The sequence below is a fragment of the Enterobacter cloacae complex sp. HYC003_NIDB genome, from assembly GCF_056673375.1.
Map to the genome: position 1 here is coordinate 614,813 of NZ_CP114220.1, position 16,794 is coordinate 631,606.

Sequence of the window (16,794 nt, forward strand, 5' to 3'; positions counted from 1 at the left end):
TGCCCGGTGGCGTTACGCTTACCGGGCCTACGGCTCAGGCATACAACTATGAAAATCGTAATCGCGCCAGACTCTTATAAAGAAAGCCTGTCTGCCACCGAGGTGGCGCAGGCGATAGAAAAAGGATTTCGGGAAATTTTCCCCGACGCTCATTACGTGTCTGTTCCCGTTGCTGACGGCGGAGAAGGTACAGTTGAAGCGATGATCGCTGCGACGCAGGGCACCTGGCAGCAGGCTGTCGTCACCGGCCCGTTAGGGGAAAAGGTGAAGGCCAGTTGGGGGATCTCGGGCGACGGTACCACCGCGTTTATCGAGATGGCCGCCGCCAGCGGCCTGGTGCTTGTTCCTCCCGCGCAGCGTAACCCGCTGGTCACGACGTCGCGCGGGACGGGGGAGCTGATCCTCAGCGCGCTGGATAAAGGCGCGCGCAACATCATTATCGGTATCGGCGGGAGCGCAACCAACGATGGGGGCGCAGGCATGATGCAGGCGCTGGGCGCGAAGTTTACGGATGCGAACGGGACGGAGATCGGCTACGGCGGCGGCAGCCTGATGGCGCTTAACCGGATTGATATTTCCGATCTCGATCCGCGTCTTCAGGGATGCGCAATCCGCGTCGCCTGTGACGTGACGAATCCGCTGGTCGGTGAAAGCGGCGCGTCGCGTATCTTTGGCCCGCAAAAAGGCGCCACGGAGGAGATGATCCTCGAACTCGACGCCAATCTTAGCCACTACGCCGGGGTGATCAAAAAATCGCTGCGCATTGACGTCAACCGGGTTCCGGGGGCTGGCGCCGCGGGCGGCATGGGCGCAGCGCTGATGGCCTTCCTGGGCGCTGAGCTGAAAAGCGGCATCGAGATTGTCACTCAGGCGCTCAATCTTGAAGAACATATTCACGACTGCACGTGGGTGCTGACCGGGGAAGGGCGCATCGACAGCCAGAGCATTAATGGCAAAGTGCCCGTCGGCGTGGCGAGCGTCGCCAAAAAATACCATAAGCCGGTGATCGGGATTGCCGGAAGTCTGACGCAGGATGTGGGTGTGGTGCATCAGTACGGCATCGACGCGGTGTTCAGCGTACTGACCAGTATCGGTTCACTGGAAGAGGCGTTCCAGGGAGCATATGACAACATTTACCGCGCCTCGCGGAATATCGCGGCCACATTGCAGGTAGGCATGCGTAGCCAGGGGTGACAGCGGCGCGCAAACCCTCTATACTGCGCGCCGAAGCTGACCAGACAGTCGCCGCTTCGTCGTCGTCCCTTTCGGGGGAGACGGGCGGAGGGGAGGAAAGTCCGGGCTCCACAGGGCAGGGTGCCAGGTAACGCCTGGGGGGGAAACCCACGACCAGTGCAACAGAGAGCAAACCGCCGATGGCCCGCGCAAGCGGGATCAGGTAAGGGTGAAAGGGTGCGGTAAGAGCGCACCGCGCGGCTGGTAACAGTCCGTGGCACGGTAAACTCCACCCGGAGCAAGGCCAAATAGGGGTTCACATGGTACGGCCCGTACTGAACCCGGGTAGGCTGCTTGAGCCAGTGAGCGATTGCTGGCCTAGATGAATGACTGTCCACGACAGAACCCGGCTTATCGGTCAGCTTCAACTTCTTACGAAACCCCGCTTCGGCGGGGTTTTTGCTTTCAGAAGGTTGCAGGCCGGGTAAGCGAAGCGCCAAACGACATCAATTCTCAATTTTGCGACGCCAAGCACATTTCACTATTTGGTTGACTGTGTGTTCCTCTCATCTGCTGCGCATGATCGCAATCACAAAATTTAACGCTATAAAATTAGAAAATTTTAGTGTTGAGCAGATGTTGTAAATGTTTAGTCAGTGATGCCGAATGTTATTCATTTGATAATTTAATATTGAATCTAAAAACATTCTTCTGGTGAATGTGTGATATATCCCACTCTTTAACCGGAAAGTGAATAAATATTCCTGGTAAAGTTGATAAACCACAAAAATGTTTTAAAGGAATAATGGTGTTTTATTAACCTTTAATTGCCTGAAAGATAGCCTTTATTAATATTTTTAAGGCAAAAAAATTCACGCTGGTTATTGCCATAAAATAAATTTATTACCGCGTTTTTTATTGATCAATGTCAGCGTAAATGTGTATTTTTATTGTAATAAGCATTTGATTTATAAAGACATAAATAGATTTTGGGTGCGGTTGAAAACAGAGCGTCCTGGCAAATTGTGAGTAACAGCACATACCCCCTGAAACAATATTGGGTAGAATCCGCTGCGTCATAGGGAAATAAGCGCAGAATATTATGAATACTATTATTCTACCGAAAACACAGCACCTCGTGGTATTTCAGGAAGTCATCAAAAGTGGCTCCATAGGTTCTGCTGCAAGACAACTGGGGCTGACGCAACCTGCCGTCAGCAAAATCATCAGCGACATCGAATCCTACTTTGGGGTGGAAGTGATGGTGCGTAAGAACACCGGCGTAAAACTCACTGCCGCCGGTCAGGTGCTGCTGTCCTACGCTGAGTCGATCACCCGCGAAATGAAAAACATGGTGAGCGAGATTAACAGCCTCAGTTTCAGTACCGTCATGGACGTCTCTTTTGGCTATCCGTCGCTGATTGGCTTCACCTTCCTGTCCGGGATGATCAAAAAATTCAAGGAAGTGTTCCCGAAAGCGCGCGTCTCAATGTATGAAGCGCAGCTCTCTTCATTCCTGCCCGCCATTCGCGATGGCCGGCTGGATTTCGCCATCGGCACGCTGAGCGACGGGATGCAGCTTCAGGATCTTCACGTTGAGCCACTGTTTGAATCCGAGTTTGTGCTGGTGGCGAGTAAATCACGAACGTGCACCGGCCCGACCAGACTGGCATCGCTCACGCACGAGCAGTGGGTGATGCCGCAAACCGATATGGGCTACTACAACGAACTCCTGACCACCCTGCAAGACAACCACATCAGCATTGAAAACATCGTCCAGACCGATTCCGTCGTCACCATCTATAACCTTGTCCTCAATGCCGATTACCTGACGGTGATCCCCCGTGACATGATTGCGCCATTCGGCTCGGACCAGTTTATTGTTCTGCCGGTGGAAGATGAATTACCCGTGGCGCGTTATGCCGCCGTGTGGTCAAAAAATTACAGTATTAAAAAATCGGCGTCAGTATTAGTTGAACTGGCAAAACAATATTCGTCGATGAATATCGAAAAACGACGATAGAAATAATGATGATTTAAAACACCCGGAGCGACGCTTTTTAACGCTCTGATACCCTGACTTTGCCTGAAAACAATGAATTATTATAACGAGGATATTATGCACATTACTTACGATCTCCCGGTGACCATTGAAGATATTCAGGACGCCAGAAAAAGACTGGCGGGAAAGATCTATAAAACCGGTATGCCGCGCTCGAATTATCTGAGCGAACGGTGTAAGGGTGAGATATTCCTGAAATTTGAAAATATGCAGCGTACCGGTTCGTTTAAAATACGTGGGGCTTTTAATAAATTAAGCTCGCTGACCGATGCGGAAAAACGCAAGGGCGTGGTGGCCTGTTCCGCAGGGAACCACGCGCAGGGGGTCTCTCTCTCCTGCGCCATGCTCGGCATCGACGGCAAAGTGGTCATGCCGATGGGCGCGCCGAAATCCAAGGTTGCCGCCACGCGTGACTACTCTGCCGAAGTGGTGCTGCACGGCGAGAACTTTAACGACACCATCGCCAAAGTGAGCGAAATCGTCGAGATGGAAGGGCGCATTTTTATCCCGCCTTACGACGATCCGAAAGTCATTGCCGGCCAGGGCACCATCGGCCTGGAAATCCTCGAAGATTTATATGACGTGGATAACGTGATTGTCCCCATCGGCGGCGGCGGTTTAATTGCCGGTATTGCGACAGCAATTAAATCCATCAACCCAACTATCAATATTATCGGCGTGCAGTCTGAAAATGTGCACGGAATGGCGGCATCGTATCAGGCCGGAGAAATAACCAGTCATCGTATTACCGGCACATTAGCTGACGGCTGCGACGTGTCTCGCCCAGGTAATTTAACCTTCGAAATTGTTCGTGAATTAGTCGATGACATTGTGCTGGTCAGCGAAGACGAGATTCGCAACAGCATGATCGCGCTTATTCAGCGAAATAAGGTGGTCACGGAAGGTGCCGGTGCGCTGGCGTGCGCGGCGTTATTAAGCGGCAAGCTGGACCACTATATTCAGGGCCGAAAAACCGTCTGCATTATTTCCGGCGGCAATATCGATCTCTCCCGTGTTTCCCAAATTACCGGCTTCGTTGACGCATAAAGGATGACTTATGAGCAACACAGAAAGCATTATCGTTGGCCAGACAAAAACGTCCACCTGGCGTAAATCGGATACTACCTGGACGCTCGGCCTGTTTGGTACCGCCATTGGCGCAGGCGTGCTGTTCTTCCCTATCCGCGCAGGCTTTGGCGGCCTGATCCCTATCCTGCTGATGCTGGTACTCGCGTTCCCGATTGCCTTTTACTGCCACCGCGCGCTGGCGCGTCTGTGTTTGTCCGGCAGTAACGTCTCCGGCAACATCACCGAAACGGTGGAGGAGCATTTTGGTAAGACCGGCGGGGTGGTGATCACCTTCCTCTACTTCTTTGCCATTTGCCCGCTGCTGTGGATTTACGGCGTCACCATTACCAACACCTTTATGACCTTCTGGGAAAACCAGCTCCAGATGCCCGCCCTGAACCGCGGCGTGGTGGCGCTGTTCCTGCTGCTGCTGATGGCTTTTGTTATCTGGTTCGGTAAAGACCTGATGGTGAAAGTGATGAGCTACCTTGTGTTCCCGTTCATCGCCAGCCTGGTGTTGATTTCTCTCTCGCTGATCCCGTACTGGAACTCGGCGGTGATCGACCAGGTTAACCTGAGCGATATCGCCTTCACCGGTCATGACGGCATTCTGGTCACGGTGTGGCTGGGGATCTCCATCATGGTCTTCTCCTTCAACTTCTCGCCTATCGTCTCCTCGTTTGTGGTCTCCAAACGCGAAGAGTACGAACCAGAGTTCGGGAAAGAGTTTACCGAGCAGAAATGTTCCAAAATCATTGGTCGCGCCAGCCTGCTGATGGTGGCGGTGGTGATGTTCTTCGCCTTTAGCTGCCTGTTTACGCTCTCTCCGCAGAACATGGCGGACGCCAAAGCGCAGAACATTCCGGTGCTCTCTTACCTGGCGAACCACTTCGCGTCGATGTCAGGCAGTAAATCCACGTTCGCCACGGTGCTGGAATACGGCGCCTCCATCATCGCGCTGGTCGCTATCTTTAAATCCTTCTTCGGCCATTATCTGGGCACGCTGGAGGGGCTGAACGGTCTGATCCTCAAGTTCGGTTACAAGGGCGACAAGAAGAAAGTCTCCGTGGGCAAGCTGAACACCATCAGCATGGTCTTCATCATGGGCTCCACCTGGATTGTGGCCTACGCCAACCCAAACATCCTGGACCTTATTGAAGCCATGGGTGCGCCAATTATCGCCTCTCTGCTGTGCCTGCTGCCGATGTACGCCATCCGCAAGGCGCCTGCGCTGGCGAAATACAAAGGCCGGACCGAGAACATCTTCGTAACCGTGGTCGGCCTGCTGACCATTCTGAACATCGTGTACAAACTGTTTTAAACCAAAGCTCAGGAAGAGCGGAGCCATACCATGATTGAGTTTCCGGTAGTACTGGTCATTAACTGCGGATCGTCCTCTGTTAAGTTCTCGGTGCTGGACGCCGCAGGCTGCGATGCCCTGATGACGGGCATTGCGGACGGCATCAACACAGAAAAAGCCTTTATTTCCGTGAATGGGGGTGAGCCGGTCAGACTGGCTCACCAGGACTACGAAGGGGCGCTGGCCGCCATCGCCCTGGAGCTGGAGAAACGCAACCTGATGGGCAGCGTGGCCTTGATTGGCCATCGCATTGCCCACGGCGGCGACCTCTTCAGCGAGTCGACCCTGATCACGGAAGAGGTGATGGCGCAGATCCGCGAGGTCTCCCCGCTGGCGCCGCTGCATAACTACGCCAACCTGAGCGGCGTGGAAGCCGCCGGGCGCCTGTTCCCCGGCGTGCAGCAGGTGGCGGTATTTGATACCAGCTTCCACCAGACCATGGCGCCGCAGGCGTATCTGTACGGCTTGCCGTACCGCTATTTTGAAGAGCTGGGCGTGCGCCGCTACGGTTTCCACGGCACCTCTCACCGCTACGTGTCGGCGCAGGCGCACGCGCTTCTCGGGCTCTCTCGCGATGACAGCGGCCTGGTGATTGCCCATCTCGGCAACGGGGCGTCCATCTGCGCGGTGCGTAACGGCGTAAGCGTGGACACGTCCATGGGGATGACGCCGCTTGAAGGACTGGTGATGGGCACGCGCTGCGGCGACGTGGATTTTGGCGCGATGGCGTGGATTGCCCGGCAGACCGGCCAGTCGTTCGAGGATCTGGAGCGCGTGGTCAACAAAGAGTCCGGGCTGCTGGGGATCTCTGGCATCTCCTCCGATTTGCGCGCGCTGGAGAAAGCCTGGCATGACGGCAACGAGCGGGCGCGGCTGGCAATAAAGACCTTTGTCCACCGGATTGCGCGACATATCGCCGGTCATGCCGCGTCCCTGCACCGTCTGGATGGCGTGGTGTTTACCGGCGGGATCGGTGAGAACTCCGTGCTTATCCGCGCGCTGGTGGTGGAGCATCTTAAGGTGTTTGGCATCATCCTCGACGAGTCCAAAAATGCCCTGCCGGGCAGCGCGGGCGAGCGCGTGATCTCTACCGAGTCGTCCCGCGCGGCCTGCGCGGTGATCCCTACCAATGAAGAAAAAATGATCGCGCTGGACGCCCTCCGTCTTGGGAAGGTTACTCCGGCTGCGGCTTACGCCTGATAAAGCGAGAATCTGATGAAAGTAACAATCGATACGGGCGTCGCGCCTTACAGCGACGCATGGGCCGGGTTTCGCGGTGAAGAATGGAAAAACGCCATTAACGTGCGCGATTTTATTCAGCATAACTACACCCCTTATGAAGGCGATGAAGCTTTCCTCGCGCAGGCGACGCCAGCAACGACGGCGCTGTGGCAGAAGGTGATGGTCGGCATTCGTCAGGAGAATGCTACTCACGCTCCGGTGGATTTTGACACCAACATCGCCACTACTATTACCGCGCACGGGCCGGGCTATATTGATCAGGAGCTGGAGACGATCGTTGGCCTGCAAACCGACAAGCCGCTCAAGCGCGCCCTGCATCCGTACGGCGGGATCAACATGATCCGCAGCTCGTTCGAAGCCTACGGTCGCGAGATGGATCCGCAGTTTGAATATCTCTTCACAGACCTGCGCAAAACCCACAACCAGGGCGTGTTTGACGTTTACTCCCCGGAGATGATGCGCTGCCGCAAATCGGGGGTGCTGACCGGTCTGCCGGACGGCTACGGGCGCGGACGCATCATCGGCGACTACCGTCGCGTGGCGCTGTACGGCATCAGCTATCTGGTGCGCGAGCGTGAACTTCAGTTCGCCGATCTCCAGGGGAAACTGGAGCGCGGAGAAGATCTGGAGGCCACGATCCGCCTGCGCGAGGAGCTGGCGGAGCATAAACGTGCGTTGCTCCAGATCCAGCAGATGGCGGCGAACTATGGCTTTGATATTTCACGTCCGGCGATGAATGCGCAGGAAGCGGTGCAGTGGGTCTACTTTGCCTACCTTGCCGCAGTGAAATCCCAGAACGGCGGGGCGATGTCACTGGGGCGCACGGCCTCGTTCCTCGATATCTATATTGAACGCGACATGCAGGCAGGAAGGCTGAATGAGGTGCAGGCCCAGGAGCTGATCGACCACTTCATCATGAAGATCCGCATGGTACGCTTCCTGCGCACGCCGGAGTTCGACACGCTCTTCTCCGGCGATCCGATCTGGGCCACGGAAGTGATTGGCGGCATGGGGCTGGATGGCCGTACGCTGGTGACCAAAAACAGCTTCCGCTACCTGCATACCCTGCACACCATGGGGCCTGCGCCGGAGCCAAACCTGACGATCCTCTGGTCCGAACAACTGCCGATCGCGTTCAAGAAATACGCCGCGCAGGTGTCGATCGTCACCTCCTCGCTGCAATACGAGAACGACGATCTGATGCGCGCCGACTTCAACAGCGACGACTACGCCATTGCCTGCTGCGTCAGCCCGATGGTGATCGGCAAGCAGATGCAGTTCTTCGGCGCACGCGCCAACCTCGCCAAAACGCTGCTGTACGCAATCAACGGCGGGGTGGATGAGAAGCTGAAGATCCAGGTGGGGCCTAAAACCGAGCCGCTGCTGAATGAGGTACTGGATTACGACACCGTGATGGCGAGCCTCGATCACTTCATGGACTGGCTGGCGGTGCAGTACATCAGCGCGCTGAATCTCATTCACTACATGCATGATAAATACAGCTACGAAGCCTCGCTGATGGCGCTGCACGACCGGGACGTCTACCGCACCATGGCCTGCGGCATTGCCGGGCTGTCGGTGGCGGCGGATTCCCTGTCGGCCATCAAATACGCCACGGTAAAACCGGTGCGCGACCACACTGGTCTGGCGGTGGATTTCGTCATCGAAGGCGACTATCCGCAGTACGGCAACAACGACGATCGCGTGGACAGTATCGCCTGCGATCTGGTTGAGCGCTTTATGAAGAAAATCCAGGCGCTGCCGACGTACCGCAACGCGGTACCGACGCAGTCGATCCTGACCATCACCTCCAACGTGGTTTACGGGCAGAAGACCGGCAACACGCCGGACGGACGTCGCGGCGGCACGCCGTTTGCGCCTGGCGCCAACCCGATGCACGGGCGCGACAGAAAAGGGGCGGTGGCGTCGTTAACCTCGGTCGCCAAGCTGCCGTTCACCTATGCCAAAGACGGGATCTCCTACACCTTCTCCATCGTGCCGCAGGCACTGGGCAAGGACGAGCCGGTGCGCAAAACCAACCTTGTCGGGCTGCTGGACGGATACTTCCACCACGAAGCGACCATTGAGGGCGGGCAACACCTGAACGTCAACGTGATGAACCGGGAGATGCTGCTGGATGCCGTCGCCCATCCGGAGAACTATCCGAACCTGACGATCCGCGTTTCTGGTTATGCGGTGCGGTTTAACGCCCTGACGCGCGAGCAGCAGCAGGACGTGATTTCGAGGACGTTTACGCAGGCGATGTAATACAGGCTTCATCTTCAGCCTCCTCAAATGGGGAGGCTTTTAATTTTGTGAACGCCGTCAATTTTAGAAAACTTACTCTCCTTTCTGCTATCCCGAAGTAATATTATTCTCTCGCTTTAGAAAATCCCTATAAAAGTTGTGACTTTTTTCTCCCGCGCTCCGGATATGATCTTCCCATATCAATAACTCACACCTGCACCCTCTGACTCGCAATCGCTGGCGATCGGAACCTTATAAAAACAACCAGTTACCCTACAAAATAAGCGAGTGCCCAATGAATATGGCAACAAACAGCAGTGTGATTGTGAGTGATTCCCCTGCGGCAAGGCGGGCGGGAATGAGCGAAAGCGAATGGCGAGAGGCGATCAAATTCGACAGCACCGATACGGGCTGGGTCATCATGAGTATCGGGATGGCTATCGGCGCGGGCATCGTTTTTCTTCCGGTGCAGGTCGGGTTAATGGGGCTGTGGGTGTTTTTACTCTCGTCGATAATTGGTTATCCGGCTATGTACCTGTTCCAGCGCCTGTTTATTAATACGCTGGCGGAATCACCGGAATGCAAAGATTACCCGAGCGTCATTAGCGGTTATTTAGGTAAAAACTGGGGCATCTTATTGGGTGCGCTTTATTTTGTGATGCTGGTGATCTGGATGTTTGTCTATTCCACGGCTATCACCAACGACAGCGCATCCTACCTACACACCTTCGGCGTAACCGACGGTTTGCTGTCGGAAAATCCGTTCTACGGCTTATTCCTGATCTGCATTCTGGTCGCCATTTCGTCGCGCGGTGAAAAACTGCTGTTTAAAGTCTCCAGCCTGATGGTGCTGACCAAATTATTTGTGGTGGCGGCGCTGGGGCTTTCGATGATTGGCCTCTGGCATTTAGCCAACGTCGGTATGCTGCCGCCGATGGGCCTGCTGATTAAAAATGCCATTATTACGCTGCCTTTCACCTTAACCTCCATTCTGTTTATTCAGACATTAAGCCCGATGGTGATTTCCTATCGTTCACGGGAAAAATCCGTAGAGGTGGCGCGTCATAAGGCGCTGCGGGCAATGAATATCGCCTTTGGCGTGCTGTTTGTGACGGTCTTTTTCTACGCGGTCTCCTTTACGCTGGCGATGGGGCACGACGAGGCGGTAAAAGCCTACGAGCAGAATATTTCCGCCCTGGCAATCGCAGCACAGTTCATCAGCGGTGACGGTGCGGGCTGGGTCAAAATCGTCAGCGTGATCCTCAATATTTTTGCCGTGATGACCGCGTTCTTTGGCGTCTATCTCGGCTTTCGTGAGGCGACGCAGGGCATCGTGATGAACATCCTGCGCCGCAAAATGCCGGCGGAGAAAATCAATGAAAGCACCGTCCAGCGCGGGATTATGCTGTTCGCTATCCTGCTGGCCTGGAGCGCGATTGTGTTAAACGCGCCGGTGCTGAGCTTCACCTCCATCTGTAGCCCTATTTTCGGGATGGTGGGTTGCTTAATTCCGGCGTGGCTGGTCTACAAAGTGCCCGCACTTCATAAATATAAAGGCGTATCGCTGGTGATTATTGTGATTACCGGGCTGCTGCTTTGTGTTTCTCCCTTCCTCGCCTTCTCATGAGGTTAAATAAGGTCGTAACGATGTCTGAGCAAATTAATCCTTTATGGAACCATTTTATTCGCGCTGTGCAGGAAGAGGTAAAGCCTGCGCTGGGCTGTACCGAACCCGTCTCGCTGGCGCTGGCGTGCGCGATGGCTGCCGGACAGCTTGACGGTGAGGTGACGCGTATCGAGGCGTGGGTATCGCCGAACCTGATGAAAAACGGGCTTGGCGTAACGGTGCCCGGCACCGGTATGGTCGGTTTACCCATCGCGGCCGCGCTGGGGGCGACAGGCGGTAATGCACACGCCGGGCTGGAGGTGTTGAAAGACGCGTCGGCCGAGGCGCTAACGCGCGCCAAAGCACTGCTGAACGCAGGTCTGGTGCAGGTGAAATTGCAGGAGCCGTGCGAGGAGATCCTCTATTCACGCGCCTGCGTTTACGTCGGTGAATCCTCGGCGATGGTGACCATCGCTGGCGGGCACACTCGCGTGGTGGAGGTAGTTTGTCAGGGCGAAACGCGCTTCAGGCTTGACGATCGTCAGAGCCAGAACAACGACGATCCGCTGGCGGTACTCTCGACCACCACGCTGTCGCAGATCCTTGAGTTTGTAGAGCAGGTGCCGTTTGACGCGATCCGCTTTATCCTCGATGCGGGGCGGCTGAACGATGCGCTCTCCCGCGAAGGTTTGCGTGGCAACTGGGGGCTGCATATTGGCGCGACGCTCAATAAACAGCGCGCACGCGGCTGGATGGCGCAGGATCTGGGTTCAGACATTATTATCCGCACCAGCGCAGCCTCGGATGCCCGCATGGGAGGCGCGACGCTGCCGGCGATGAGCAACTCGGGTTCCGGGAATCAGGGCATCACCGCCACCATGCCGGTAGTGGTGGTGGCTGAGCACGTTCAGGCCGATGACGAACGGCTGGCGCGGGCGCTGATGCTCTCGCATCTGTCGGCTATCTATATCCATTACCAGCTTCCGCGCTTGTCCGCGTTATGCGCGGCGACAACGGCCGGAATGGGGGCAGCGGCGGGGATGGCGTGGCTGATGGGCGGATCTTACCAGACCATTGCCATGGCGATCGGCAGTATGATCGGCGACGTGAGCGGGATGATCTGCGATGGGGCCTCTAACAGCTGCGCAATGAAGGTCTCGACCAGCGTCACCAGCGCCTGGAAAGCCGTGATGATGGCGCTGGATGATACTGCCGTGACGGGTAACGAGGGGATTGTGGCGCACGACGTGGAACAGTCTATCTCTAACCTGTGCGCCCTGGCGTGCCGCGCAATGCAGGCGACGGACCGGCAGATCATTGAAATTATGGCGAGTAAGGTGTTGTGATTTAATCCAACCCGTTACCCCTGACTCTAACCCTCTCCCATAGGGAGAGGGAACCGATCGAGCGAGGGGGCGTGTTGATCTTAAACCGGCAAATCAATCAGCAGCGCGCGCAGCGGCGTATCGGCAACCAGAGTGATATTCGCTTCGTCACGAATAAACGCCCCGTCACCGCAGGTGAGCGCTTCTTTCTCTTCCGTATGCGTGACCGCATGCACCGTTCCGTGAATGGACTGCAAATAGGCACGCGGGCCATGAAGCTGGAAGCTCGCCTGTTCACCTTTTTTCAGTTCGATATGGTGCAGCCACACCTGCTGGCGCAACTGCAAGCTGCCTTTGCTGCCGTCTGGCGAGGCAATCAGCTGCTGTTTACCGCCCTTCAGATCGATTTTTTGCACCAGCGGATTTTCCCGCTCCGGACAGGCATCCAGCCACAACTGCATGCGGGTCAGCGTTTTATCTTTGCTGAGGTTATGCTCGCTGTAGCTAATACCTGGCTGCGTGGAAATTAACAGCGCCTCGCCAGCCTTTGCCTGGACATGATTGCCCTCGCTATCGCGGTATTCTGCCTCGCCTTCCAGGATCAGGTTCAGGATATCGACTTTAGGGTACGTGCGCGGCTGGAAGGACGCGCCCGGGGCGAGCACTTCCTGATTCAATACGCGCAGTGAAGCGTAACCGAGGAGTTTAGGGTCAAAGTAGTGTCCAAAGGAAAAGGTGTAGCGGGCCTGCAACCAACCGAAATCGGCTTGTCCGCACTGTTTCGCTGTTCTTGTCGTAATCATAAACTTGACCTCTCTTTACACTAAATCAATGGTAAAGGTATGGACGCTGCATTGTTAGCCAGATATTCTGCCTGGTATGTTCAAATTTCCTGAATGAGAACGAGATGGCTAAAGAGAGAGCATTGACGCTTGAGGCGCTTCGCGTCATGGACGCGATTGACAGGCGCGGCAGTTTTGCCGCGGCGGCAGATGAACTGGGGCGCGTTCCGTCTGCCCTGAGCTATACCATGCAAAAGCTGGAAGAGGAGCTGGATGTTGTGCTCTTTGACCGTTCCGGTCATCGAACAAAATTCACCAACGTTGGGCGGATGCTGCTGGAGCGCGGCCGCGTATTGCTGGAAGCGGCGGATAAGCTGACGACGGATGCCGAAGCGCTGGCCCGCGCCTGGGAAACCCATCTGACGCTGGTGACCGAAGCGCTGGTGCCCACCGAGGCGCTGTTCCCGCTGGTGGACAGACTGGCCGCGAAAGCCAATACCCAGCTGTCGATCATCACTGAGGTGCTGGCCGGGGCGTGGGAGCGTCTTGAGACGGGCAGGGCGGATATCGTGATTGCGCCGGACATGCATTTCCGCTCATCGTCAGAAATCAATTCGCGCAAACTGTACAGCGTGATGAACGTCTACGTCGCCGCCCCGGATCACCCGATCCATCAGGAGCCGGAGCCGCTCTCTGAGGTCACGCGCGTGAAATACCGCGGCGTGGCGGTCGCGGATACCGCCCGAGAGCGCCCGGTGTTAACGGTACAGTTGCTGGATAAACAGCCGCGACTGACGGTAACGTCGCTGGAAGATAAGCGACAGGCACTCCTGGCGGGGCTGGGCGTGGCGACTATGCCGTATCCGTTTGTCGAAAAGGACATTGCAGAAGGGCGGCTGCGCGTCGTCAGCCCGGAATACACCAGCGAAGTGGATATCATTATGGCGTGGCGTCGCGACAGCATGGGCGAAGCCAAATCGTGGTGTTTGCGTGAAATTCCCAAGCTCTTTGCCCACCACAACAAATAAGCGTAGGCCCGGTAAGCGTATGCGCCACCGGGCAGAATTTACGCGCTTGCCTTAGGATCCGGACCAAAGCGGTTTTCGCCCGGCGTTCCGCTCTGACAGTTGAAAATCAAAATCACGATCCAGCCGATAAGCGGGATCAACAGCAACAGCAGCCACCACGCCGAACGATCGGTGTCGTGAAGACGACGAAACAGTACGGCCCATGATGGCAGCAGAACTAACACACCATAAATGGTGGTGAGAATGCCTTCACCCCCCTCGCGTTCCCAGCCGAGGATCTTGTCCACAATGCCCAGCACCATAATCAGGACGAAGTTCACCAGAACGAACATCCAGTACTCTTTACGGCGGGCACGGCCACCAAATCCAACGTAGTTGCGCAGTACTTTTAAATACCAGTCCATTTTTCCTTGCCTCTTAATCAGTCAATCACTTGTTTTCTAAGCGATCGAGGTAAGGATAGATGTATGCTGTGAATTAAAAAAGGGAATCAATTGATTCCCTAAATAATTATCCGAAACGCACGTCGCGCCCGTGCGGTTCATCCAGGTCCTGCCACGGGCCAATGGAGATAATGCCCGTTGGGTTGATGGTCTTATGACTGCGGAAATAGTGGGTGCGAATATGGTCAAAATTGACCGTCTCCGCAATCCCCGGCATCTGATAGATGTCGCGCAGGAAACCGTGCAGGTTCAGGTAATCACTGATGCGATGCTTGTCGCACTTGAAGTGGGTGACATATACCGGATCAAAGCGGATCAGCGTCGTCCACAGGCGGATGTCTGCTTCGGTGAGGCGATCGCCCGCTAAATAACGATGCTGGCCGAGGATCTGCTCCAGGCGCTCCAGGGATCCAAACACGTTGCCGACCGCTTCGTCGTACGCTTCCTGACTGGTGGCAAAGCCCGCTTTGTAGACGCCGTTGTTGACGTTGTCGTAGATCCAGCCGTTCAGCTCGTCAATTTTCTCGCGCAGCTCAACCGGGTAGTAATCCCCGGCGCGTGCACCGTGAGCGTCAAACGCGGTATTGAACATGCGAATGATTTCAGCGGATTCATTGCTGACGATCGTCTGGTTTTTCTTGTCCCACAGCACAGGCACCGTTACGCGTCCGGTGTAGTGCGGATCGGCGCGCAGATAGAGCTGATACAGGAAATCGTGATGATAAAGCTCATCACCCGTCGCGGCCGGGAAGCCACTGTCGAACGTCCAGCCGTTTTCCAGCATCAGCGGGTTGACCACCGAAACCGGAATTAACGATTCGAGACCTTTAAGTTTGCGCACAATCAGCGTGCGGTGCGCCCACGGACAGGCGAGAGAAACATACAGATGATAACGATCTTTTTCCGCCGCAAAGCCCCCTTCGCCACTCGGGCCGGGTGCGCCGTCGGCGGTCAGCCAGTTACGGAAGGCCGAAACAGAGCGCTTAAAGCGTCCACCGGTGGATTTGGTGTCATACCAGACATCCTGCCAGACGCCGTCTACGAGTTGTCCCATTTTTTACTCCTCCGTCAGATAGCAAAAGCGAGGAGATGTCTCCTCGCTTTGAATGTAATCAGTATAGCCTGCTTACCACTTCTTATTCAGAAGACGGTCGATGCTGTAGGCGCCCGGACCCGTGATAGCCAGCAGCAGGAAGCCGCCCGCGATGGTCAGGTTTTTCATGAACATCAGGGAGTTCACGCCTTCCGCAAAGTTGCTGTGGAAGATGAACGCGGTCAGCAGGGTAAAGCCTGCGGTGAACAGCGCCGTAGTGCGGGTCAGGAAACCGAACAGCACTGCCAGGCCGCCGCCGAACTCAAGCAGAATGGTCAGTGGCAGCAGGAACCCCGGCACGCCCATCGCTTCCATATACTGCTGAGTGCCCGCATAGCCGGTAATTTTGCCCCAGCCTGCGGTGATGAACAGAACAGGCATCAGAATACGCGCTACCAGTACACCAACATCTTCTAATTTTTTCATTTTACTCTCCAGGAAACCACATCAGCGGCTAAACGTTATTTGCTTGCAAATTCGGGTAGATACCGCGTCTTTGCTGTCGATGGAGAGGAGTGTAAACGGGGCGGATGGCAAATGTTAGCAAGGAAAACTGTTAATCTTCTTCAAAGATATTGAGTAAGGGAGGGGGTTTTGCCGGGTAGCGGCTACGCCTTACCCGGCCTACACGCAATCGTAGGCCGGGTAAGCGCAGCGTCACCCGGCAAGAAGGCTAGCGCAACTGCTGTTGTCGCAGCGTGGTTTTCACCAGCCGCCAGGCGCTCCAGGCGCCAAAGCCGCGGCGTGCCCAGCGGATCAGCATGTTAGGATGCCGAACCGACCAGATCGCCATCACGCTGCTGCCGACCAGCGCCCATGAGCGCAGGCTCAGGACCGTGTTCCAGCCGCGGTCAAACCGATGCGTGGCTTCAACCCAGTCTCGACGGCTGGCAGACAAATCCAGCCGCTGCTGCTGGATTTGGCTCAACAGATACGCTTTCCGCTTTTGACGTTCGGCTTTGTCGCTCACGACTTATCATCCTCCAGCAGGGCGCGGTCGTTGGCCAGCTCCTGGCGCGTATGGCGCAGGAAGGTCGACGTGCGCGCTTTATGCAGGGTCCAGATACCGCCTATCAGCGCCGCCACCAGCAGAACCACGGTAGTCGCAATCATCGCGTTCAGACGATACTGTGGATCGATAGCCCAGATGATTAACACCATCAGGCTCATCAGACCAAACGCGGCAAAGAGCATCGTAAGCCCAAGCATGAGCAGCATCTGGAAGAGGTTGGCTTTCTCCTCTTCCAGCTCCACTACCGCAAGCCGGACGCGCGTTTCGGCAATCCCGACCAGCGTCGTAAGAATACGCTGGCCGATGCCGAGGACGTTTTTAGCAGGCCCTTGTGCGTGACGTGGATCTTCCAT

Annotated in this window: 15 protein-coding genes and 1 other RNA gene; 10 read left to right on the forward strand and 6 right to left on the reverse strand. The window is 55.8% G+C overall.

Annotation, left to right across the window (positions count from 1 at the left end):
• The first annotated feature begins 48 nt into the window (after positions 1 to 48).
• The 9 genes from garK to O1722_RS02980 all read left to right on the forward strand — a co-directional run bounded on the left by garK (position 49) and on the right by O1722_RS02980 (position 12,104).
• On the forward strand, positions 49 to 1,194 hold the full coding sequence (gene garK / locus O1722_RS02940) for a glycerate 2-kinase (protein WP_032672038.1): 1,146 nt from the start codon (positions 49 to 51) through the stop codon (positions 1,192 to 1,194).
• 32 nt (positions 1,195 to 1,226) lie between these two features.
• Positions 1,227 to 1,603: RNase P RNA component class A (rnpB, locus tag O1722_RS02945), an RNA gene on the forward strand.
• Between the two features lie 672 nt (positions 1,604 to 2,275).
• A complete protein-coding gene (gene tdcA, locus O1722_RS02950) occupies positions 2,276 to 3,196 on the forward strand; it encodes a transcriptional regulator TdcA (RefSeq protein ID WP_006812085.1) in 921 nt (306 codons plus the stop codon).
• Between the two features lie 96 nt (positions 3,197 to 3,292).
• A complete protein-coding gene (tdcB, locus tag O1722_RS02955; protein ID WP_032655731.1) occupies positions 3,293 to 4,282 on the forward strand; it encodes a bifunctional threonine ammonia-lyase/L-serine ammonia-lyase TdcB in 990 nt (329 codons plus the stop codon).
• Positions 4,283 to 4,292: 10 nt separating this feature from the next.
• A complete protein-coding gene (gene tdcC / locus O1722_RS02960; RefSeq protein ID WP_006812083.1) occupies positions 4,293 to 5,624 on the forward strand; it encodes a threonine/serine transporter TdcC in 1,332 nt (443 codons plus the stop codon).
• A 30-nt stretch (positions 5,625 to 5,654) separates the two neighbouring features.
• A complete protein-coding gene (gene tdcD, locus O1722_RS02965) occupies positions 5,655 to 6,863 on the forward strand; it encodes a propionate kinase (protein WP_033487673.1) in 1,209 nt (402 codons plus the stop codon).
• A 15-nt stretch (positions 6,864 to 6,878) separates the two neighbouring features.
• Complete coding sequence (gene pflB, locus O1722_RS02970) at positions 6,879 to 9,173, forward strand: formate C-acetyltransferase (protein WP_033487675.1); 2,295 nt, start codon at positions 6,879 to 6,881, stop codon at positions 9,171 to 9,173.
• Positions 9,174 to 9,447: 274 nt separating this feature from the next.
• Positions 9,448 to 10,779: an SLC5/6 family protein gene (locus O1722_RS02975; RefSeq protein WP_017693942.1), complete on the forward strand. Its 1,332-nt coding sequence runs from the start codon at positions 9,448 to 9,450 to the stop codon at positions 10,777 to 10,779.
• A gap of 20 nt (positions 10,780 to 10,799) precedes the next feature.
• Positions 10,800 to 12,104, forward strand: a complete 1,305-nt coding sequence (locus O1722_RS02980; RefSeq protein WP_017693943.1) for an L-cysteine desulfidase family protein — start codon at positions 10,800 to 10,802, stop codon at positions 12,102 to 12,104.
• Positions 12,105 to 12,184: 80 nt separating this feature from the next.
• On the opposite strand, the gene O1722_RS02985 is transcribed toward O1722_RS02980, so the two are convergent.
• On the reverse strand, positions 12,185 to 12,886 hold the full coding sequence (locus O1722_RS02985) for a pirin family protein (RefSeq protein WP_017382430.1): 702 nt from the start codon (positions 12,884 to 12,886) through the stop codon (positions 12,185 to 12,187).
• Between the two features lie 104 nt (positions 12,887 to 12,990).
• On the opposite strand from O1722_RS02985, the gene yhaJ reads away from it, so the two are divergent.
• Complete coding sequence (gene yhaJ / locus O1722_RS02990) at positions 12,991 to 13,893, forward strand: DNA-binding transcriptional regulator YhaJ (protein WP_479954430.1); 903 nt, start codon at positions 12,991 to 12,993, stop codon at positions 13,891 to 13,893.
• Positions 13,894 to 13,931: 38 nt separating this feature from the next.
• On the opposite strand, the gene O1722_RS02995 is transcribed toward yhaJ, so the two are convergent.
• From O1722_RS02995 to O1722_RS03015, 5 genes are all read right to left on the reverse strand, one after another.
• The gene (locus O1722_RS02995) at positions 13,932 to 14,297 is read right to left on the reverse strand and encodes a DUF805 domain-containing protein (protein WP_015571946.1); all 366 of its coding nucleotides are present in this window, start codon (positions 14,295 to 14,297) and stop codon (positions 13,932 to 13,934) included.
• Positions 14,298 to 14,403: 106 nt separating this feature from the next.
• The gene (locus O1722_RS03000) at positions 14,404 to 15,390 is read right to left on the reverse strand and encodes a glutathione S-transferase family protein (protein WP_017382429.1); all 987 of its coding nucleotides are present in this window, start codon (positions 15,388 to 15,390) and stop codon (positions 14,404 to 14,406) included.
• A gap of 72 nt (positions 15,391 to 15,462) precedes the next feature.
• Positions 15,463 to 15,855, reverse strand: coding sequence for a DoxX family protein (locus O1722_RS03005; protein ID WP_006812075.1), 393 nt, complete (start codon positions 15,853 to 15,855; stop codon positions 15,463 to 15,465).
• Positions 15,856 to 16,102: 247 nt separating this feature from the next.
• The gene (locus tag O1722_RS03010; protein ID WP_003862649.1) at positions 16,103 to 16,399 is read right to left on the reverse strand and encodes a YqjK-like family protein; all 297 of its coding nucleotides are present in this window, start codon (positions 16,397 to 16,399) and stop codon (positions 16,103 to 16,105) included.
• Complete coding sequence (locus tag O1722_RS03015; protein ID WP_003862647.1) at positions 16,396 to 16,794, reverse strand: phage holin family protein; 399 nt, start codon at positions 16,792 to 16,794, stop codon at positions 16,396 to 16,398. Before O1722_RS03015 ends, O1722_RS03010 begins: the two co-directional genes overlap by 4 nt.